Here is a 19,608-nt window from a genome sequence, read left to right as displayed (position 1 = left end):
ATTAGTACAAGTAGCCATGCACGAACAATATCAACCCCGTGAAATAGAAGCCGCCGCCCAATCATTCTGGGACAACCAAAAGTCCTTCGAAGTCAGCGAAGATCTAGGCAAAGAAACCTACTACTGCCTATCGATGTTCCCGTACCCAAGCGGCAAGCTACACATGGGGCACGTGCGCAACTACACCATCGGTGACGTGATCTCACGCTACCAGCGCATGCTCGGCAAAAACGTTCTGCAACCCATGGGTTGGGACGCTTTCGGCATGCCGGCTGAAAACGCGGCGATGAAAAACAAAGTCGCACCGGCCAAGTGGACCTACGACAACATCGCTTACATGAAAACCCAGCTGTGCAGCCTGGGTCTGGCGGTGGACTGGTCCCGCGAGATCACCACCTGCAAGCCTGATTACTACCGCTGGGAACAGTGGCTGTTCACCCGCCTGTTCGAAAAAGGCGTGATCTACCGTAAAAACGGCACCGTGAACTGGGACCCGGTCGACCAGACCGTTCTGGCCAACGAACAAGTGATCGACGGCCGCGGCTGGCGTTCGGGCGCGTTGATCGAAAAACGCGAAATCCCGATGTACTACTTCAAGATCACCGCTTACGCGGATGAGCTGCTTGAAAGCCTCGACGACATGCCCGGCTGGCCGGAGCAAGTCAAAACCATGCAACGCAACTGGATTGGCAAATCCCGTGGCATGGAAGTGCAGTTCCCCTACGACCAGGCTTCCATCGGCGAAGCGGGCGCACTCAAAGTCTTCACCACCCGTCCAGACACCCTGATGGGCGCCACTTACGTGGCCGTGGCCGCAGAACACCCGCTGGCCACCCTGGCAGCGCAAAACAACCCTGAGCTGCAAGCGTTTATCGCTGAATGCAAAGGCGGCAGCGTTGCCGAAGCCGACGTGGCGACCCAAGAGAAAAAGGGCCTGCCCACCTCGCTGTTCGTGGAACACCCACTGACCGGTGAAAAGCTCCCGGTTTGGGTCGCCAACTACGTTCTGATGCATTACGGCGATGGCGCTGTAATGGCAGTGCCGGCGCACGACGAGCGTGATTTCGAATTCGCCACCAAGTACAACCTGCCGATCAAGGCCGTTGTCCGCACCAGCGCAGGCGATGAGTCGCCAGCACCGTGGCAGGCCGCTTACGGCGAACACGGCCCGCTGATCAACTCTGGCGAATTCGACGGGCTGGACTTCCAGGCCGCGTTCGATGCCATCGAAGCTGCCCTGACTGCCAAGCACCTGGGCCAGTCGCGCACCCAGTTCCGTCTGCGTGACTGGGGCATCAGCCGCCAGCGCTACTGGGGCTGCCCGATCCCGATCGTACACTGCGACACCTGCGGTGACGTGCCAGTCCCGGAAGACCAACTGCCGGTCGTATTGCCAGAAGACGTCGTACCCGATGGCGCCGGTTCGCCATTGGCGCGCATGCCTGAGTTCTACGAGTGCAGCTGCCCTAAATGTGGCGCACCGGCCAAACGCGAAACCGACACGATGGACACCTTCGTCGAGTCGTCGTGGTACTACGCGCGCTACGCTTCGCCGCACTTCGACGGTGGCCTGGTAGAGCGCAAGGCGGCCGACCACTGGTTGCCGGTCGACCAGTACATCGGCGGCATCGAACACGCGATCTTGCACCTGCTGTACGCGCGCTTCTTCCACAAACTGATGCGCGATGAAGGCCTGGTCAGTTCCAACGAGCCGTTCAAGAACCTGCTGACCCAGGGCATGGTTATCGCTGACACCTATTTCCGTACCCTGGACAACGGTGGCAAGGACTACTTCAACCCGGACGACGTAGAAGTCGAGCGCGACGCCAAGGCCAAGATCATCGGCGCCACGCTAAAGTCTGACGGCCTGCCGGTTGAAATCGGCGGCTCGCAAAAAATGTCCAAGTCGTTGAACAACGGCGTCGACCCTCAGTCCATGATCGAACAATACGGCGCAGACACCTGCCGTCTGTTCATGATGTTCGCCTCGCCACCTGACGCCAGCCTGGAATGGTCGGATGCCGGTGTTGAGGGTGCGCACCGCTTCCTCAAACGCGTATGGCGCCTGGCCCACGCTCACGTAGGCCAGGGCCTGCCGGGCGCGCTGGACGTTGCCGGTCTGAATGACGAGCAAAAAGTCATTCGCCGTGCCATTCACCAGGCCATCAAGCAAGCCAGCCAGGACGTCGGCCAGCATCACAAATTCAACACCGCCGTTGCCCAGGTAATGACCGTGATGAACGTGCTCGAAAAAGCACCGCAAGCCACCGAACAGGACCGCGCCCTGCTGCAGGAAGGTCTTGAGACGGTTGCCTTGATTCTCGCGCCGATCACGCCGCACATCAGCCACGTGCTGTGGGGCCAGTTGGGTCACGCCACGGCAATCATTGACGCCGCTTGGCCAACCCTGGATGAAAGCGCACTGGTGCAAGACACCCTGCAGCTGGTTATTCAAGTGAACGGCAAACTGCGCGGTCACATCGAAATGCCTGCGGCTGCCAGCCGTGAAGAGGTTGAGGCGGCTGCCCGCACCAACGAAAACGTGCTGCGCTTTACCGAAGGCCTGACGATCCGCAAAGTGATCGTGGTACCGGGTAAATTGGTCAACATCGTCGCCAGCTAATTGGAACAGGCGCCCGGCCTTTGAGCCGGGCGCCCATTAAAACCTTTCGGGTCGCAATGCCGACCTACCTGGTTTCAAGGGGAGCTACACATGATCAAACGCAACTTGCTGGTGATGGGTCTCGCTGTTCTGTTGAGTGCCTGCGGCTTCCAGCTGCGCGGTACCGGCACCAACCAACTGACCATTACCGAGCTGGGCCTCAGCGCCCGTGATGCTTACGGCCAAACCGTTCGCGACCTGCGCCTGGCGCTGGAAGGCAGCGGCGTTAAAATCACCGACGCGGCACCGTACAAGCTCGTATTGAACAATGAGCAAGAAAACCAGCGCGCTGCCAGCTACACCGGCACCGGCTCGACCGCTGAGTACGAACTGACCAAGGTCTTGAACTACCAGATCAAAGGCGACAACAACCTGGTGTTGCTCGAGAACAAAGTTGAAGCCCGCAAGTTCTTCATGCAAGACAGTGGCAACATCGCGGGTAGCACTCAGGAAGCCTCGATGGTCCGCAAGGAACTCGACCGCGACCTGGTTCAGCAAGTCCTGCTGCGCCTTGAGCAACTGACGCCAGCACGTCTGGCCGAACTGCAAACACTGGCCGATGAAAAGGCCCGTGCAGAAGCAGCGGCCCTGGAAGCCCAGCAAAAAGCTGAAGCCGAAACCCCTCAGCAGTCGCCACTCGAACTGCCATAAGTAAGGGATACGGGGCGCTCAAGCGCCCCGTCATCTATCTAGCCCCTATGAAACTCGCCCCCGCTCAACTCACCAAACACCTGCAAGGCAGCCTGTCGCCGGTCTACATCATCAGCGGCGATGACCCGCTGTTGTGCCAGGAAGCCGCAGACGCCATCCGCACGGCTGCCCGCCAGCAGGGCTTTGATGAGCGCCAGGTGTTCAGCGCCGACGCCAGCTTTGACTGGGGCACGCTGCTGCAAGCGGGCGCCAGCATGTCGCTGTTTGCCGAACGGCGCCTGCTGGAATTGCGCCTGCCTTCCGGCAAACCCGGCGACAAAGGCGCTGCGGCCCTGATCGAATATTGCTCGCGCCCGGCCGAAGACACCTTGTTGCTGATCAGCCTGCCCAAGCTCGACGGCAGTGCGCAAAAGACCAAGTGGGGCAAAGCCCTGATTGAAGGCCCGCAGACCCAGTTCTTGCAGATCTGGCCGGTGGACGCCAACCAGTTGCCGCAATGGATCCGTCAGCGTCTGTCACAAGCCGGGCTGGCTGCCAGCCAGGACGCTGTCGAACTCATCGCCGCTCGGGTTGAAGGCAACCTGCTGGCGGCAGCCCAGGAAGTCGAAAAGCTCAAGCTGATGGCCGAAGATGGCCAGATCACCGTCGAAACCGTGCAGGCTGCGGTGGCTGACAGCGCGCGCTTTGACGTGTTCGGCTTGGTCGATGCGGTGCTCAACGGCGAGGCGGCGCATGCCCTACGCATGCTCGAGGGCCTGCGCGGCGAAGGCGTCGAGCCACCAGTCATTTTGTGGGCGCTGGCCCGTGAGTTACGGGTGCTGGCCAACATTGCCCTGCAATACAGCCAGGGCATCCCGCTGGACAAAGCCTTCAGCCAGGCCCGCCCACCGGTCTGGGACAAGCGCAAACCACTCATGAGCAAAGCGTTACAACGTTATTCGGCGCAACGTTGGGCCCAGTTGTTGATGGATGCGCAACGCATTGATGCCCAGATCAAAGGCCAGGCCGCCGGGTCAGCCTGGAGCAGCCTGAGCCGATTAACGCTGCTAATGTGTGGGCAACGTCTGAATTTGCCAGCGGAGTAATCCACAACGCGGGGACGCACTGGACAACTCAAAAAAACTGGCCGATGATTTGCGCTCGTTCACATTGAGCCTTTTCCAACCCAGCGAGAGTAAAGCCATGAGCAAGCGCCCCAACAAGGCCAAGTCCATTGTTGCCCAACCCCTGTTCCGCAGCCGCCAGGAACGCCCCGCCAAAGGCAAAGGCAGCTACCGCCGCGAAGCCTTCCAGTCGAGAGACCGGGAGGCTTTTTACTTTCTGGCTGCCTGACAGCGGGGATGATAAGGTCTGCATCTGATTTGCATTTCGTGGACCTGCGCATGCCTTTAAGTTCTTCACACCGTTGGCCGATGCGCCAACTGATTGCTTTTTCCAGCGTCATCTTGTTAGTCGCCTGCGCAGAAAAACCCACCGCAGCCGATGCCCAGCCTTTGCCTGTCCCGCCTGCCGCGCCGGTGGTCACCACCAACGCCGCCAGCACTGAAATGCCCGACATTCAGCCCGCTCAAAGCTTTGACCAATGGCTGGCCAATTTCCGCGTGCAAGCCCTGAACGCAGGGATCTCGCCGACTATTTTCGATAACGCGTTCAACGGCGTTACGCCCGACATGAGCGTGATCAAGGCCGACCGCAGCCAACCTGAATTCAGCCGCCCGGTCTGGGAATACCTCGACGGTGCCCTGTCACCTTTGCGCGTGCGCAATGGCCAGCGCCTGCTGGAGCAAAACGCCGAACTGCTGGGCCGCATCGAGCAACGCTACGGTGTTGACCGCCGGGCGCTGGTGTCGGTGTGGGGCATGGAAAGCAACTTTGGCACCTTCCAGGGCAACAAGTCGGTGATTCGCTCACTGGCCACCCTCGCCTACGAAGGCCGCCGCCCTGAGTTCGCCCAAAGCCAACTGATTGCCGCGCTCAAGATCATTCAGGAAGGCGATGTCACGCCGGACAAGATGCTCGGCTCCTGGGCGGGCGCCATGGGCCAGACCCAGTTCATCCCGACCACCTATGAAACCCACGCTGTGGATTTCGACGGCGATGGCCGTCGCGACATCTGGAACAGCTCAGCCGACGCCCTGGCCTCGACCGCCCACTACCTGCAAAGCTCAGGCTGGAAGCAAGGCCAGCCGTGGGGTTTTGAGGTTCAGTTGCCTGCCGGGTTCGATTACGCGCTGGCCGATGGTGCGGTACGCAAAAGCGTCAGTGAATGGCGCAAGCTCGGCGTAACACTGCCGGCTGGCACCCAGGCACCTGCCGGATCCGAAGAACTCAGCGCGACCTTGTTGTTGCCGGCGGGCTACCGTGGCCCGGCGTTTTTAGTGCTGGATAACTTCCGCGCCATTTTGCGTTACAACAACTCGTCATCGTATGCCTTGGCGGTGGGCTTGCTGTCGCAGCGCTTCAATGGCGGCGGGGTGATAGTGGGCGACTGGCCAAAAGACGACCTGCCCCTGAGCCGCACCGAGCGCATGGAGTTGCAGACCCTTCTGAGCCAGCGCAACTTCGATGCGGGTAACCCTGACGGCATCATTGGCGCCAACACCCGCAAAGCGATTCGTAGTGCGCAACAAGCTTTTGGCTGGCCCGCCGATGGCTACCCGACGCACAAGCTGCTCGAGCGTTTGCGCAGCCAATAACCCATTACCTTGTAGGAGCTGCCGCCCCGTCTACGACGCCACGCTGTCGCGCAGCAAACAGGACAGCGAGTATCTTCGGCATCCCCCAATCGGTTCCCTCTCCTTCGGGAGAGGGCTAGGGTGAGGGGGCTCTTAGATCAAGATCAAAAGATCGCGAGGCAAGCTCGCTCCTACAGGGCCTTTAGAGTCAGTCACTTATTTTATGTTTGATAGGAGCTATCTTTAACGTCAAAAGATCGCAGCCTGCGGCAGCTCCTACGGAGTGAACACCAAAAAAATGTAGGAGCGAGCTTGCCTCGCGATCTTTTGATCTTTTAAAAAGTCGCGAGGGAGAGAATCAGGTTTGAGCCGTTACCACGGCCTGTTCAAGCACCAACTGCTGCTTGTCGGCATCCAGACGCACGTGCGCGCCCATCGGCAAGGTGATGTTCGGGTCGCAATGGCCGCTGCGCCAGCCGGCCAGCACGGGGATATTCAGCGGCCCCAGCTCTTGCTTGAGCAACAGCTCCAACCGCGAAACATCGACTCCGGCAAAATCCCCCACCAATACTCCGCGCACCCGCCCAAGCTTGCCCGCCTGGCGCAGATGGGTGAGTAAGCGGTCGACCCGGTACAGCGGTTCGTTGACGTCTTCGATAAACAGGATGATGCCCTGATCGTCCAGCTCAAACGCCGTTCCGATGGTGGCGCAGATCATCGACAGGTTGCCGCCCAGCAAACGGCCGCTGGCACTGCCCGGCGCAAGGGTGGTTAACGGGTACGCCGCAGGGTGCTCCAGCAACGCCGGTTGTTGCCCGCTGAGCATGCGCAGCAAGGAAGATTCTGTTGGCGGCTGTTTGTTGCCGAGCAGGTCCGCATTCAGCATGGCCCCGTGAAAGGTCACAAAGCCCGCGTAACGGGTGATCGCCAAATGCAGCGCCGTGATGTCGCTGTAGCCCACAAACGGCTTGGGATGGCGTCTGAGCAGCTCAAAATCGATGTGTTCGAGAAAGCGCGTGCAGCCATAGCCACCGCGCATGCACAGAATGGCATCCACACTGTCGTCGGCAAAAGCATCGTGCAGGTCACGCAAGCGCACAGCATCGGAACCGGCCAGGTAGCCGTCTTTCTCCCAGACGCCCGGAAACACCTTGAGCTGATAGCCACGGGTTTCCATCCATCGGGTTGCACTGTGCAGATCGAATTCGGAGGGGCCAGCCGGGGCGATCACACCGATCACCCCGCCAGCAGGCAGCGCGGGCACTGCGCTGTGAGTAGTAAACGACACAGGCGCAGCGAACCGGCTATTCATGGTTTCAGGAGCCTACCAACATGTCTTTAACCAGTTTGGCTTGCTCGTCTGCGTGGTACGAAGAACGCACCAGCGGACCCGAGGCGACGTTTTTGAAGCCCATTTTGTAACCTTCTTCGGCGAACCAGGCGAAGGTGTCCGGGTGCACAAAACGCTGCACTGGCAAGTGGCTGCGCGACGGTTGCAGGTACTGGCCCAGGGTCAGCATGTCGATGTCGTGTTCGCGCATGCGCTGCATCACTTCAATGACTTCGTCATCGGTTTCACCCAGGCCCAGCATCAAGCCGGACTTGGTAGGAATGTGCGGCATCATTTGCTTGAAGCGTTGCAGCAGGGTCAGCGACCACTGGTAGTCAGAACCCGGGCGCGCAGCCTTGTACAGGCGAGGCACGGTTTCGAGGTTGTGGTTGAACACATCCGGCGGCTCGGCGGCGGTGATTTCCAGCGCGATGTCCATGCGGCCACGGTAGTCCGGAACCAGGGTTTCGAGCACGACGTTCGGCGACAGGCGACGGATTTCACGGATGCAGTCGGCAAAGTGCTGAGCACCGCCGTCACGCAGGTCATCACGATCTACCGAGGTGATCACCACGTACTTCAGGCGCAAGTCGGCAATGGCAACGGCCAGGTTATCCGGCTCGTTGGTGTCCAGTGGTTTTGGACGGCCATGGCCTACGTCGCAGAACGGGCAACGACGGGTGCAGATGTCACCCATGATCATGAACGTTGCGGTGCCGCCCGAGAAACACTCGCCCAGGTTCGGGCAGGAGGCTTCTTCGCACACACTGTGCAGCTTGTGTTTGCGCAGCAACGCCTTGATGCGGTCGACTTCCGGCGACACCGGAATGCGCACGCGAATCCAGTCTGGCTTCTTCGGCAGCTCGGTGGTCGGAATGATTTTTACCGGGATACGCGCAACCTTTTCGGCACCGCGCAATTTAACGCCAGTCTCAACCTTGGAACGGGCCTCTTGCGCACGGGCCACACGTTCGGAGATATCCAGCGTCGGGATCAGGGTTTGAACAGCGTCTTGCGCAGTAGTCATATCAGTCGATTCCGCCCGTTAGGGTCGTCTGCTCAGCATAGTCGAGGTGTTTGACGAGCTGCGTACGCAACTGGACACCTACCTCGGCAAAATCAATCGGCCCTGCATGGTCACGCAACTGGGTCATTGCCAGCCCCGCATAACCACAGGGGTTAATCCGTCGAAACGGTTCCAGGTCCATGTCCACATTCAGGGCCAGACCGTGGAAAGAGCAACCGTTGCGAATGCGCAGGCCCAAGGATGCGATTTTCGCACCGTCGACATACACGCCGGGCGCATCGGGCTTGGCCGCCGCAGTCACGCCATAGGTGGCCAGCAACTCGATCAGGCAAAGCTCCATGCGGCTGACCAGCTCACGCACGCCAAAACCGAGACGGCGCACATCCAGCAACAGGTAAGCGACCAACTGGCCGGGCCCGTGATAGGTCACTTGCCCGCCACGGTCCGATTTAACCACCGGGATATCCCCCGGCAACAACAGATGTTCGGCCTTGCCCGCCTGACCTTGGGTGAACACCGGCGGATGCTGCACCAGCCAGACCTCGTCTTGCGTGTCCGGCGTGTGCTTGCGTTGGTCGGTGAAACGTTGCATCGCCTGCCAGGTGCGCTCGTAGTCGAGCACACCCAAATCGCGAATACCCAAGGTCTGCGGCATCACAGCACCATGTGCACGAAGCCGGTGGCTCGCAGCTCGCTGTTGATGTTGTACAGCTGGTCTTGATCGGTAGCAACGATGTGCAACTGAATCGTGGTGTATTTGCCGTTGGTGCTCTGACGCTCGTCGATGCGCTCGTCATTGATCTTTGCGTGTTTCAGAACGATGGCAATGATCTTGTCTTTGTTGCCCACACCCGTGTCACTGATCACCTTAACCGGATAGTCAGTTTGAGGAAATTCGATCTTTGGCGCCTTTACTTCGGTATCGGTCATGGCGTATTGGCCTCGGGAACTACAGAGTGGCCCCCTGCACACTCAGCAAGGGGCCACACAGGGTGGGTTAAATCAGTTGAACAGCCCAAAGAAGAATAGACGGATGCTATCCCACACACGGCGGAAAATGCCACCTTCCTCAACCGGCTCCAGCGCGATCAAGTCAGCGCTGTGGATAACTTTGTCGTCCAGTTTGACTTCAACCTTGCCGATCACATCGCCTTTAGCGATAGGGGCCATCAGCTGCGGGTTCATGGTCATGCTCGCCGCCAGCTTTTTCAATTGGCCTTTAGGCAGGGTCAGGCTCAGGTCATCGGCCAGGCCAGCTTTAACCTGGTGAGTGGTGCCTTTCCAGACTGGCGCTTGAGCAAGCTCCGTGCCCTTCTGGTAGAAGGTCTGGGTTTCGAAGAAACGGAAGCCGTAGGTCAGCAGTTTCTGGGTTTCAGCAGCACGTGCTGCTTCGCTGTTGGTGCCGAATACCACGGCGATCAGGCGCATGCCGTCACGTACCGCCGAAGACACCATGCAGTAGCCGGCTTCGTCGGTGTGACCGGTTTTCAGACCATCAACGGTCTTGTCACGCCACAGCAACAAGTTACGGTTAGGCTGCTTGATACCGTTCCAGAAGAACTCTTTCTGCGAGTAGATCGCGTAGTGAGTCGGGTCTTCGTGGATGATGGCGCGAGCCAGCAACGACATGTCGTGAGCCGACGAGTAGTGCTCCGGGTTTGGCAGGCCGGTCGGGTTCATGAAGTGGCTGTTGGACATGCCCAGGTCGCCAGCGGTTTTGTTCATCATGTCAGCGAAGGCGTCTTCGCTGCCGGCGATGTGCTCGGACAGCGCAACGCTGGCGTCGTTACCCGACTGAATGATGATGCCGTGCAACAGGTCGCTGACCGACACTTGGCTGCCGACCTTGATGAACATACGCGAACCGCCGGTGCGCCAGGCGTTTTCGCTGACGGTTACCGGGTCGTTCTCGCCGATCTGGCCACGACGGATTTCCAGAGTCGCGATGTAAGCGGTCATCAGCTTGGTCAAGCTGGCCGGAGGCAGACGCTGATCACCGTTGTTCTCCACCAGCACGTTACCGCTGTTGGCATCCATCAGAACGTAGGATTTGGCGGCCAGCTGTGGCGGCGACGGCATCATCTCGGCTGCCCAGGCGGCAGGAGTGACGATCAGCGGTACAAGCAGGCACAGGCGTTTGGCAAAGGTGGTGATGTTCATCCGTCTCTCGAGTTTGCTAATGGAACCTTACCCTCGCGGGCAAAACTTTTTGACAGCCGTTTGACGGGCTGCCACGTGTTCAGTGTTACTGATCGGTCACAACGCTCGGCTGGCCCAAATTGGCCAGACGCACGCTGTTTTGCGTTTGTTGCACTTCACCGGCCGAGGCAATCGGCCCCATGCGTACACGATGAAGGGTTTGCTGATTGCGCACAATCGAGCTGATAAACACAGGGGCGCTGACCATGCCACTGAGTTTGGAACGAAGCAACTCGGCCGCATCAGGATTGGCGAATGCGCCTACTTGCAAATAGGTGCCCTGGCCCTTGTGCACCGCTACAGGCGGTATGACATCAGACGCGTGCTGTTGCGGTGGCGGCGTCCATTGTTCGACCTTGCCTGTTGAAACGGTCGGCGCGGCGGCAGCTTGCGCCACTTGCGGCTCGTTGAGCATCAAAGGCGCCGGACGGCCTCGCGCAGCCCACCAGGCCTGCGGGTCAATGCCTTCAACCTTGACGCGGGCCGTACCGGTTTCGGCATAGCCGAGCTTTTTGGCGGCGGCGTAAGACAAGTCAATGATGCGGTCTGAATAGAACGGCCCACGGTCGTTAACCCGCAATACCACAGCCTTGCCGTTGTCCAGGTTGGTCACTTTAACGTAACTGGGCAGTGGCAGCGTTTTGTGCGCCGCGCTCATGCCGTACAGGTCATACACTTCGCCGTTGGCGGTGTTCTGCCCGTGGAACTTGGTGCCGTACCAGGACGCCGTGCCTGTGGCCACGTAGTTCTTGGACTCCTGGATCGGGAAATACGACTTGCCCAGCACGGTGTACGGGTTGGCCTTGTACGGCCCGGTGTGCAAGGTTGGCGTTGCATCCGGAATACGCGAAACGTCGACATCCCACCACGGCGCGCCGTCTTTGTGCGCGCGGTTGATGTCCAGGCCAGGCTTGGCGCTGATAGTGCCCGCGGTTTGCGGCGTGCTGGTGCGGCTGCTCGAGCAGCTCACCATCAGCAGTGCGATAGCCGTGCAGGCCGCGATTTTCAGAGGTGTGCGAATGGCTAAAAACGGCATTACTTGTTGCCCCGTGCTTGAACCAGCAGGTCGGACAGTTGATGCACTGCCATGGCATACATCACGCTACGGTTGTACCGCGTGATTGCATAAAAATTCTTCAGGCCCATCCAGTATTCAGGGCCATTTTCGCCTTCGAGACGGAACGCCGTGACCGGCATGTCGTCGCGCAGCGCATCATGACTCGACCAGCCCAGCGCTCGCAACTCCCCAACGGTTTTGACCGGTTCAATCCCTTGGGTCAAGCCTTCGTCGACGCGATCACCCTGCACGTCGGCGCGGGCCACCACCGGCTCGCCCGCCACCCAGCCATGACGCTTGAAGTAGCTGGCAACACTGCCGATGGCATCGTCCGGGTTGCTCCAGATATTGATGTGGCCATCATTGTCGAAGTCCACGGCATAGGCGCGAAAGCTGCTCGGCATAAACTGCGGCAAGCCCATGGCGCCTGCGTAAGAGCCTTTAAGGCTCAGCGGGTCGACTTGTTCTTCACGGGCCAGCAACAGGAACTCACGCAGCTCCTTGCGGAAAAACTCGGCGCGCGGCGGGTAATCAAAGCCCAGGGTCGAAAGCGCATCAATCACCCGGTAATTGCCGGTATTGCGCCCGTAAAAGGTTTCGACGCCGATGATCGACACGATCACCTGGGCCGGCACACCGTATTCCTTCTCGGCACGGGCCAGCACGGCTTCGTGCTCACGCCAGAAGTCGACACCGCGGGCAACGCGGGCGTCGGTCAGGAACATCGGACGGTATTCTTTCCACTGTTTGACGCGCTCGGCCGGGCGCGAAATAGCATCCAGAATGCTCTGTTTGCGCTCAGCCTCACGAAACACATCCATCAGCTGTTCACCGGCAAACCCGTAGTCGCGGGTCATCTCACCGACAAATTCAGCCACTTGGGGCGAGCCATCGTAGTCGCCGGCCACCGCGCCTTGCGCTGCCCCGAACAGGCCCAAAAAGCCCATCCACGACGCGTATCGAGCGGCCCAGCCACGCATTGCTTGCATTGAATTCTTCACCTTAATCAAACTTGTGCAATCCATTTGCGATGCGTATGGATTGACATCAAAACCCCAAACGCTGACAGCAGCGTCACGAGCGAAGTTCCGCCGTAACTAATAAACGGCAATGGCACGCCCACCACCGGCAACAGCCCACTGACCATACCGATGTTGACGAAAACATAAACAAAAAAGGTCATGGTCAAACTGCCAGCCAGCAATTTGCCGAACAGGGTTTGCGCCTGGGCGGTAATCACCAGACCGCGACCAATCAACAACAGATAGATCAACAACAGCGCACAAATGCCCACCAGGCCGAACTCTTCGCCCATCACCGCAATGATGAAGTCGGTGTGGCTTTCTGGCAGAAAGTCCAGGTGCGACTGGGTGCCCAGCAGCCAGCCCTTGCCGAACACGCCGCCCGAACCGATGGCGGCCTTGGACTGGATGATGTTCCAGCCGGTGCCCAGCGGGTCGCTCTCAGGGTCGAGGAAGGTCAGGATTCGCTGCTTCTGGTAGTCGTGCATGATGAAAAACCACATGCCAATCGCCACCGGGACCGCAGCCGCCAGCACACTGATGATCCAGCGCCAGCGCAAACCGCCCATAAACAGCACGAACGCGCCCCCGGCCAGCACCAGCAAGGCGGTGCCGAGATCGGGCTGACGCACGATCAGGCCGAAGGGTATGCCGATCAGCAACAAACTGACCGCCACGTGCTTGAGCTGCGGCGGCAAGGTGCGCTTGGACAGATACCAGGCGATGGTCGCGGGCATCAGGATTTTCATGAACTCAGAGGGCTGGAAACGAATCACCCCCGGAATGTTGATCCAGCGCGTGGCGCCCATGGCGTTGTGGCCCATGACGTCCACCACCACCAGCAACATCACGCCGAGCAAATAGCAGACCGGCACCCAGCGCGCCATAAAACGCGGCTCCAGCTGGGCGATGACAAACATCGACACCAGACCGATACCAAACGAGGTGGCCTGCTTGCTCAGCAGGTCCCAGCTTTTACCACTGGCCGAATACAGTACAAACAAACTGCCTGCGGCGAGTGTCAGCAACAAAATCAGCAAAGGGCCGTCGATGTGCAGACGCTGCAACAGCGTGGCACGGCGACGCATCACATCCTCACTGGAGAGGATGCGGTCAAAATTACTCATCATTGGCCGTAGCCTCCGCCTTTGAAACACTGGCGTATTCAGGTTTGAGTTTGCCGTCTTCACCGAGCAACCAGGCATCCATGACCGAACGCACCACCGGCGACGCCACACGGCTGCCGGCCTCGCCGTTTTCGATCATGACCGAGACCGCAATCTGCGGGTTATTCGCCGGAGCAAAGCCCACGAACAATGCGTGGTCACGGTGACGCTCCTGAACTTTGGACCGGTCGTACTTTTCACCTTGTTTGATTGCGACCACCTGAGCCGTACCGCTTTTGCCCGCGATCAAGTACTGCGCGCCGACACCAGCGACCCGCGCCGTACCGCGAGCGCCGTGCACCACCTGCTGCATGGCATGGTTAACCTTGCCCCAGTTAGACGGGTCGCGCAGCACGATGTCAGGCATGGGGTTGGGGTCTACCGGCGGCACGCCCTCGATGGTCTTGGCCAGGTGCGGACGGTTCCATTTGCCTTTGCTGGCAATCAGCGCCGTGGCCTGGGCCAACTGCAAAGGGGTGGACTGCATATAGCCCTGGCCGATCCCCAAAATCAGGGTTTCACCCGGGAACCAGGCCTGGCGGCGGGTTGCACGCTTCCACTCGCGGGACGGCATCAACCCTGCCGACTCTTCGAACATGTCGAGGGAGACTTTTTGACCAATGCCGAACTGATTCATGTAGGTCGACAAACGGTCGATGCCCAGCTTGTGGGCCAGGTCATAGAAGTAGGTGTCGTTGGAGCGCATGATCGCGCTGTCCAGATCGACAAAGCCATCACCGCTGCGGTTCCAGTTACGGTACTTGTGATCGTAATTGGGCAGTTGGTAATAACCGGGGTCAAACACCCGCGTACTGGCCGTCACCACACCGCTGTCCAGCCCGGCAATCGCCACGGCGGGTTTGATGGTCGAACCCGGCGGGTACAAGCCACGCAAAATGCGGTTGAACAGCGGGCGGTCAATGGAATCACGCAGCTCGGCGTAAGCCTTGAAACCAATGCCGGTCACAAACAGGTTGGGATCGAAGCTCGGCTGGCTGACCATGGCCAGCACTTCGCCAGTCAACGGGTTCAAAGCAACCACCGCCCCACGTCGACCAGCCAAGGCTTCTTCAGCCGCCTCTTGCAACTTGATGTCCAGGCTCAGAACGATGTCTTTGCCCGGGATCGGGTCAGTGCGCTTGAGCACCCGCAGCACACGGCCGCGAGCGTTGGTCTCGACCTCTTCGTAGCCGACCTGGCCATGCAGCTCGGCTTCGTAGAAGCGCTCTATACCGGTTTTGCCAATGTGATGGGTGCCGCTGTAGTTAACCTTATCGAGGGTTTTGATCTCTTTCTCGTTGATCCGCCCCACATAACCGACCGAGTGCGCAAAATGCGCCCCTTGCGGGTAGTGGCGGACCAATTGCGCAACCACCTCAACCCCAGGCAAGCGGAACTGGTTAACCGCGATCCGGGCAATTTGTTCTTCATTGAGCTCGAACAGAATCGGCACCGGTTCAAACGGCCGCCGCCCCTGCTTTGTGCGCTTTTCGAACAACGTGCGGTCTTCAGGGGTGAGCTGCAACACCTCAACGATGGTGTCGAGCACCTGATGCCAGTCACCCGCTCGCTCGCGGGTCATGGTCAGGCTGAAGCTGGGACGGTTATCGGCGATCACCACGCCATTGCGGTCATAAATCAGGCCGCGGGTCGGGGGGATCGGCTGCACATGCACCCGGTTGTTTTCTGACAGCGTGGAGTGATAGTCGTACTGCACCACTTGCAGGTAGTACAGACGCGCAATCAGCACGCAAATCAGGGCCAACACCAGCAGTGCGCCGACCACGACACGGCTGCGCACCAGACGTGCGTCTTTTTCGTGGTCCTTGAGGCGAATTGGCTGGGTCATTCCGGGGACGCTGAGCTATTTGTGATAAGGGTGCCCGGACAATACCGTCCAGGCGCGATACAACTGCTCACCGATCAGAATCCTTACCAACGGGTGTGGCAACGTCAACGGCGACAGCGACCAGCGCTGATCGGCGCGGGCGCAGACTTCTGGCGCCAACCCTTCCGGGCCGCCGACCATAAAGTTCACCGTACGCGAGTCGAGACGCCAGCGATCAAGCTCAACCGCCAGTTGCTCAGTACTCCATGGCTTACCGTGCACTTCGAGGGTGACGATCCGCTCCCCCGGGCCGACTTTGGCCAGCATGGCCTCGCCTTCCTGACGGATGAACCGGGCCACGTCGGCATTCTTGCCACGGGTATTGAGCGGTATTTCTACCAGTTCGAGCGCCAGTTCGGATGGCAGACGCTTGGCATACTCGTGCCAACCTTCTTCCACCCACTTGGGCATACGCGAACCGACAGCGATCAAACGCAAGCGCACAGCGAACCCTTATTCCTGGTCTTTGTTGAGCTTGGTGAAATGCTCATGGGTGTTTTCCGGGCTGTGGTGCGCAGCGCTTTCAGCACGGCTTTGTGCAGCACCGGCCCACAGACGCTCCAGGTCGTAGAACTGACGGGCGCTGGCGGTCATCATGTGCACGATCACGTCGTCCATATCCAGCAGTACCCAGTCGCTGTCGCCTTTGCCTTCTTCGCCCAGCGGCTTGACGCCCTGTGCTTTAACGGCTTCACGCACCTTGTCGAGCATCGCGCCGATCTGACGGTTCGAAGTACCGGTGGCGATGATCATGAAGTCAGTGATGCTGTGCTTGTCACGTACGTTGATAACCTGGATGTCCTGGGCCTTGACGTCTTCCAGGGCCGCTACAGCGACTTCCACCAGTGCTTCGCCAGCCAGTACTTCACCTGTGTGGGCGGCAACTGGCAACGGGGCGCTTTTGAAGGTGCCTTTGCGCTTTACTTTGCTTACATCTTTATTTGTCATATAAAACTCGTTTTGCTCGTATGTTCAGCGGCTTCAATACACGTCAAATCGCGCCTTGAAACACGCCTTTTTTAGTTCGACGCACGGTAAAGCCCGTGCGCATCGATGTAGGCCAGGACCGCGTCGGGCACCAGATAACGTACCGACTTACCGCTGGCCAGCAGTTGACGGATCTGGGTGGCGGAAACCGCGAGCGGTGTCTGCCAGACGAATGCAATCTGTCCGCTCGGCCCCTTCAGGGCCAGCGGGTCGCTTACCGAGCGCGCTGCCAGCAGGTTGCGCAAGGCATCCGGCGGTTCGCTGTCGGCATCCGGGCGCTGTAGCACCAGGATGTGGCAATGCTGGAGCAACTCTTCCCAGCGGTGCCACATGGGCAGGCCGCAAAATGCGTCCCAGCCCAGCAATAAAAACAACTGGTCATCCGCGGCCAGCTCGGCCCGCATCAGCTCCAGGGTATCAATGGTGTAGGACGGTTTGTCCCGTTGCAGCTCCCGTGGGTCCACTACCAGCGTAGCGACTCCTGCGACGGCGCACTCAACCATCGCCAAACGGTCGAGCGCCGACACCTGCGGGGTGTCACGGTGCGGTGGCCGGGCATTGGGGGTCAGGCGCAGCTCATCGAGCGCCATCATTTCCGCTACCTCTAGCGCACCGCGCAAATGCCCGATGTGCACCGGATCAAACGTGCCCCCCAGCACACCAATGCGCCGGGGTAACACGTCGCTGACCTGCACGTTGCCTGAAGGGCTAAGTTCGCCCAAGTCAGCTCGGCTCCTGGCCGCGCAACTGGCCATCACCGACCACGATATACTTCTCGCAGGTCAGACCTTCGAGACCCACCGGGCCGCGGGCGTGCAGCTTATCAGTAGAAATGCCAATTTCAGCACCCAATCCGTATTCAAATCCATCTGCGAAGCAGGTTGGAGCGTTGAGCATCACCGAACTGGAGTCCACTTCGGCGATAAAACGCCGGCATTCGCCCTGATGTTCGCTCACGATCGAGTCGGTGTGGTGGGAGCCATAGTGATTGATGTGCTCAATCGCCTGGTCCAGGCCATCAACGATACGGATCGACAAAATCGCCGCCAGGTACTCGGTGTGCCAGTCTTCTTCGCTTGCCGGGGCCACGTCGATCAGCGCCTGAGTGCGTTCGCAGCCGCGCAGTTCGACGCCCTTGGCGCGAAATTGTTCAGCCATGGCCGGCAAAAATTGCGCCGCCACGGCTTGGTCGACCAGCAGGGTTTCCATCGCGCCGCAAATGCCATAACGGTAGGTTTTGGCATTGAAGGCAATCCGCTGGGCCTTGGGCAGGTCGGCATGGGCACTGACGTAGACGTGGCAGATACCGTCCAGGTGCTTGATGACCGGCACACGGGCGTCACGACTGACACGCTCGATCAAGCCTTTGCCGCCACGCGGTACGATCACGTCGACGTACTCGGGCATGGTGATCAACGCGCCCACGGCCGCACGGTCGGTGACTTCAACCACTTGCACCACGGCCGGCGGCAGCCCGGCCTCGGCCAGACCTCGCTGGATGCAGATCGCAATGGCGCGGTTGGAGTGAATCGCCTCGGAGCCGCCGCGCAAGATGGTCGCGTTACCGGACTTCAAGCACAAGCTGGCCGCATCGATGGTCACGTTCGGACGCGACTCGTAGATGATCCCGACTACACCCAATGGGACGCGCATCTTGCCAACCTGGATACCCGATGGACGGTAGCTCATATCCCGGATGGCACCGATGGGGTCCGGCAGACTGGCCACTTGGCGCAAGCCGACGATCATGCTGTCGATGCGTGCCGGGGTCAGCGCCAGGCGCTCCAGCATCGCGGGCTCAAGGCCGTTGGCCCGGCCGGCGGCCAGGTCCAGTTCGTTGGCGGCAGTCAGCTCCTCGCGGGCAGCGTCCAGTGCGGACGCAGCGCCTTGCAAGGCACGGTTTTTCTGCGCGGTGCTGGCCCTGCCGATCACTCGGGAGGCTTCGCGGGCAGCGCGACCCAGGCGGGTCATGTAGTCAAGAACGGACTCAGTCATGGTCTCAATGGTCTTGGCAGAGGGGAAAGCGGCCGATTATAGCGGTCCCGCCGTCTCACGCACAGCGGTGACAGGCGGATGGTCGAAATGGACGGCAAATAGTCTCTGTTCAGCCCCGATTAAGCACGAGTTGCTATGATCTGTAACTTTTCTGCCATCTATGACCCCGCTGACGATGCCAACGATGCTCCCTGATGCCTTTTTCGACCGTGACGCCCAGCTTGTCGCGCGCGAACTGCTGGGCAAAGTCATCCGCCATCGGGTCAACGGCCTGTGGCTGAGCGCCCGGATTATCGAAACCGAAGCGTATTACTGCGCCGAAAAAGGCAGCCATGCCTCACTCGGCTACACAGAAAAACGTAAGGCTTTGTTTCTGGATGGCGGGCACATCTACATGTATTACGCCCGCGGCGGCGACTCGCTGAACTTCAGCGCCCAGGGCCCCGGCAACGCCGTGCTGATCAAATCGGCCTACCCGTGGGTCGACGCGCTGTCTGGCCCGGACAGCCTGGCGCAGATGCAACTCAATAATCCTGACGCACAGGGCCAGCCGCGCCCGGCGCAAAAGCTGTGCGCGGGGCAAACCCTGCTGTGCAAAGCACTGGGCCTGAAAGTGCGCGAATGGGATGCCAAATGTTTCGACCGCGAACGATTGTGGGTTGATGACGTCAGAGAGCGACCGTCACGCATCCTGCAGACCACCCGCCTGGGCATCCCGCACGGTCGTGACGAACATTTGCTGTACCGGTTTGTCGACGCCGACTTCGCGGCGTACTGCACCCGCAACCCGCTGCGCCGTGGCCAGGTTGAGGGGCAGGACTACCTCGTTTTAGAAAACACAACCCTCTTGTAGGAGCGAGCTTGCCTCGCGATCTTTTTTTAAAGATCAAAAAATCGCGAGGCAAGCTCGCTCCTACAGGGGTTGCTGATCCTCTACAAAAAACAAAAG

The 19,608-nt window shown here is 59.7% G+C and carries 19 protein-coding genes; 6 read left to right on the top strand and 13 right to left on the bottom strand.

What is annotated here, in order from left to right:
• Positions 1-16 precede the first annotated feature (16 nt).
• The 5 genes from leuS to ACJJU9_RS03090 all read left to right on the top strand — a co-directional run bounded on the left by leuS (position 17) and on the right by ACJJU9_RS03090 (position 6,009).
• Positions 17-2,623, top strand: coding sequence for a leucine--tRNA ligase (leuS, locus tag ACJJU9_RS03110; protein ID WP_048389689.1), 2,607 nt, complete (start codon positions 17-19; stop codon positions 2,621-2,623).
• 90 nt (positions 2,624-2,713) lie between these two features.
• A complete protein-coding gene (gene lptE / locus ACJJU9_RS03105; RefSeq protein WP_048367630.1) occupies positions 2,714-3,313 on the top strand; it encodes an LPS assembly lipoprotein LptE in 600 nt (199 codons plus the stop codon).
• 47 nt (positions 3,314-3,360) lie between these two features.
• Positions 3,361-4,398 carry a DNA polymerase III subunit delta gene (holA, locus tag ACJJU9_RS03100; RefSeq protein WP_048367632.1) on the top strand — a complete coding sequence of 346 codons (1,038 nt, stop codon included), beginning with the start codon at positions 3,361-3,363 and terminating at the stop codon, positions 4,396-4,398.
• A 97-nt stretch (positions 4,399-4,495) separates the two neighbouring features.
• Positions 4,496-4,645 carry an alternative ribosome rescue factor ArfA gene (gene arfA, locus ACJJU9_RS03095; protein WP_003444166.1) on the top strand — a complete coding sequence of 50 codons (150 nt, stop codon included), beginning with the start codon at positions 4,496-4,498 and terminating at the stop codon, positions 4,643-4,645.
• 50 nt (positions 4,646-4,695) lie between these two features.
• Positions 4,696-6,009, top strand: coding sequence for a lytic murein transglycosylase (locus tag ACJJU9_RS03090; protein WP_407730032.1), 1,314 nt, complete (start codon positions 4,696-4,698; stop codon positions 6,007-6,009).
• A 337-nt stretch (positions 6,010-6,346) separates the two neighbouring features.
• On the opposite strand, the gene ACJJU9_RS03085 is transcribed toward ACJJU9_RS03090, so the two are convergent.
• The 13 genes from ACJJU9_RS03085 to ACJJU9_RS03025 all read right to left on the bottom strand — a co-directional run bounded on the left by ACJJU9_RS03085 (position 6,347) and on the right by ACJJU9_RS03025 (position 18,659).
• Positions 6,347-7,300 (bottom strand): LD-carboxypeptidase, encoded by a 954-nt coding sequence (locus ACJJU9_RS03085; RefSeq protein WP_407730031.1) that lies wholly within the window; start codon positions 7,298-7,300, stop codon positions 6,347-6,349.
• A 4-nt stretch (positions 7,301-7,304) separates the two neighbouring features.
• Positions 7,305-8,345, bottom strand: a complete 1,041-nt coding sequence (gene lipA, locus ACJJU9_RS03080) for a lipoyl synthase (RefSeq protein WP_048367635.1) — start codon at positions 8,343-8,345, stop codon at positions 7,305-7,307.
• A gap of 1 nt (position 8,346) precedes the next feature.
• Complete coding sequence (gene lipB, locus ACJJU9_RS03075) at positions 8,347-9,000, bottom strand: lipoyl(octanoyl) transferase LipB (RefSeq protein WP_407730030.1); 654 nt, start codon at positions 8,998-9,000, stop codon at positions 8,347-8,349.
• Complete coding sequence (locus tag ACJJU9_RS03070) at positions 9,000-9,275, bottom strand: DUF493 domain-containing protein (RefSeq protein ID WP_048367639.1); 276 nt, start codon at positions 9,273-9,275, stop codon at positions 9,000-9,002. The genes lipB and ACJJU9_RS03070 overlap by 1 nt, the downstream gene beginning before the upstream one ends.
• Positions 9,276-9,347: 72 nt before the next feature.
• Positions 9,348-10,505 (bottom strand): D-alanyl-D-alanine carboxypeptidase family protein, encoded by a 1,158-nt coding sequence (locus ACJJU9_RS03065; RefSeq protein ID WP_048367641.1) that lies wholly within the window; start codon positions 10,503-10,505, stop codon positions 9,348-9,350.
• Positions 10,506-10,590: 85 nt separating this feature from the next.
• Positions 10,591-11,580 carry a septal ring lytic transglycosylase RlpA family protein gene (locus ACJJU9_RS03060; RefSeq protein WP_048367643.1) on the bottom strand — a complete coding sequence of 330 codons (990 nt, stop codon included), beginning with the start codon at positions 11,578-11,580 and terminating at the stop codon, positions 10,591-10,593.
• Positions 11,580-12,590: a lytic murein transglycosylase B gene (gene mltB / locus ACJJU9_RS03055; RefSeq protein ID WP_123751712.1), complete on the bottom strand. Its 1,011-nt coding sequence runs from the start codon at positions 12,588-12,590 to the stop codon at positions 11,580-11,582. Before mltB ends, ACJJU9_RS03060 begins: the two co-directional genes overlap by 1 nt.
• Positions 12,591-12,607: 17 nt before the next feature.
• Entirely contained in the window at positions 12,608-13,711 is a 1,104-nt protein-coding gene (rodA, locus tag ACJJU9_RS03050; protein WP_194287807.1) for a rod shape-determining protein RodA, read from the bottom strand.
• 31 nt (positions 13,712-13,742) lie between these two features.
• Positions 13,743-15,638, bottom strand: coding sequence for a penicillin-binding protein 2 (mrdA, locus tag ACJJU9_RS03045; protein ID WP_123751710.1), 1,896 nt, complete (start codon positions 15,636-15,638; stop codon positions 13,743-13,745).
• Positions 15,639-15,653: 15 nt separating this feature from the next.
• Positions 15,654-16,121 carry a 23S rRNA (pseudouridine(1915)-N(3))-methyltransferase RlmH gene (gene rlmH, locus ACJJU9_RS03040; RefSeq protein ID WP_003444191.1) on the bottom strand — a complete coding sequence of 156 codons (468 nt, stop codon included), beginning with the start codon at positions 16,119-16,121 and terminating at the stop codon, positions 15,654-15,656.
• Positions 16,122-16,130: 9 nt separating this feature from the next.
• Positions 16,131-16,625: a ribosome silencing factor gene (rsfS, locus tag ACJJU9_RS03035; protein ID WP_407730029.1), complete on the bottom strand. Its 495-nt coding sequence runs from the start codon at positions 16,623-16,625 to the stop codon at positions 16,131-16,133.
• Between the two features lie 71 nt (positions 16,626-16,696).
• The gene (nadD, locus tag ACJJU9_RS03030) at positions 16,697-17,419 is read right to left on the bottom strand and encodes a nicotinate-nucleotide adenylyltransferase (protein ID WP_048367651.1); all 723 of its coding nucleotides are present in this window, start codon (positions 17,417-17,419) and stop codon (positions 16,697-16,699) included.
• Entirely contained in the window at positions 17,388-18,659 is a 1,272-nt protein-coding gene (locus tag ACJJU9_RS03025; RefSeq protein WP_048367652.1) for a glutamate-5-semialdehyde dehydrogenase, read from the bottom strand. Before ACJJU9_RS03025 ends, nadD begins: the two co-directional genes overlap by 32 nt.
• Before the next feature lie 160 nt (positions 18,660-18,819).
• On the opposite strand from ACJJU9_RS03025, the gene ACJJU9_RS03020 reads away from it, so the two are divergent.
• A complete protein-coding gene (locus tag ACJJU9_RS03020; protein ID WP_407730028.1) occupies positions 18,820-19,512 on the top strand; it encodes a DNA-3-methyladenine glycosylase in 693 nt (230 codons plus the stop codon).
• The last annotated feature ends 96 nt before the right edge of the window (positions 19,513-19,608 follow it).

The sequence above is a fragment of the Pseudomonas helleri genome (assembly GCF_045830615.1).
GTDB lineage: Bacteria > Pseudomonadota > Gammaproteobacteria > Pseudomonadales > Pseudomonadaceae > Aquipseudomonas > Aquipseudomonas helleri.
The sequence above is the reverse complement of the archived record's forward strand: the minus strand, read 5'-3'. Positions and strand labels throughout refer to the sequence as shown.

Excerpts from the sequence above, each read along its gene's own strand:
- lptE (WP_048367630.1), top strand. The coding sequence starts at position 2,714 with ATGATCAAACGCAACTTGCTGGTGATGGGTCTCGCTGTTCTGTTGAGT.
- holA (WP_048367632.1), top strand. The coding sequence starts at position 3,361 with ATGAAACTCGCCCCCGCTCAACTCACCAAACACCTGCAAGGCAGCCTG.
- ACJJU9_RS03070 (WP_048367639.1), bottom strand. The coding sequence starts at position 9,275 with ATGACCGATACCGAAGTAAAGGCGCCAAAGATCGAATTTCCTCAAACT.
- ACJJU9_RS03085 (WP_407730031.1), bottom strand. The coding sequence starts at position 7,300 with ATGAATAGCCGGTTCGCTGCGCCTGTGTCGTTTACTACTCACAGCGCA.
- ACJJU9_RS03025 (WP_048367652.1), bottom strand. The coding sequence starts at position 18,659 with ATGACTGAGTCCGTTCTTGACTACATGACCCGCCTGGGTCGCGCTGCC.
- nadD (WP_048367651.1), bottom strand. The coding sequence starts at position 17,419 with ATGGCCAGTTGCGCGGCCAGGAGCCGAGCTGACTTGGGCGAACTTAGC.
- mltB (WP_123751712.1), bottom strand. The coding sequence starts at position 12,590 with ATGCAAGCAATGCGTGGCTGGGCCGCTCGATACGCGTCGTGGATGGGC.
- ACJJU9_RS03060 (WP_048367643.1), bottom strand. The coding sequence starts at position 11,580 with ATGCCGTTTTTAGCCATTCGCACACCTCTGAAAATCGCGGCCTGCACG.
- lipB (WP_407730030.1), bottom strand. The coding sequence starts at position 9,000 with ATGCCGCAGACCTTGGGTATTCGCGATTTGGGTGTGCTCGACTACGAG.
- ACJJU9_RS03090 (WP_407730032.1), top strand. The coding sequence starts at position 4,696 with ATGCCTTTAAGTTCTTCACACCGTTGGCCGATGCGCCAACTGATTGCT.
- mrdA (WP_123751710.1), bottom strand. The coding sequence starts at position 15,638 with ATGACCCAGCCAATTCGCCTCAAGGACCACGAAAAAGACGCACGTCTG.
- ACJJU9_RS03020 (WP_407730028.1), top strand. The coding sequence starts at position 18,820 with ATGACCCCGCTGACGATGCCAACGATGCTCCCTGATGCCTTTTTCGAC.
- ACJJU9_RS03065 (WP_048367641.1), bottom strand. The coding sequence starts at position 10,505 with ATGAACATCACCACCTTTGCCAAACGCCTGTGCCTGCTTGTACCGCTG.
- rodA (WP_194287807.1), bottom strand. The coding sequence starts at position 13,711 with ATGCGTCGCCGTGCCACGCTGTTGCAGCGTCTGCACATCGACGGCCCT.
- leuS (WP_048389689.1), top strand. The coding sequence starts at position 17 with ATGCACGAACAATATCAACCCCGTGAAATAGAAGCCGCCGCCCAATCA.
- rsfS (WP_407730029.1), bottom strand. The coding sequence starts at position 16,625 with ATGACAAATAAAGATGTAAGCAAAGTAAAGCGCAAAGGCACCTTCAAA.
- arfA (WP_003444166.1), top strand. The coding sequence starts at position 4,496 with ATGAGCAAGCGCCCCAACAAGGCCAAGTCCATTGTTGCCCAACCCCTG.
- lipA (WP_048367635.1), bottom strand. The coding sequence starts at position 8,345 with ATGACTACTGCGCAAGACGCTGTTCAAACCCTGATCCCGACGCTGGAT.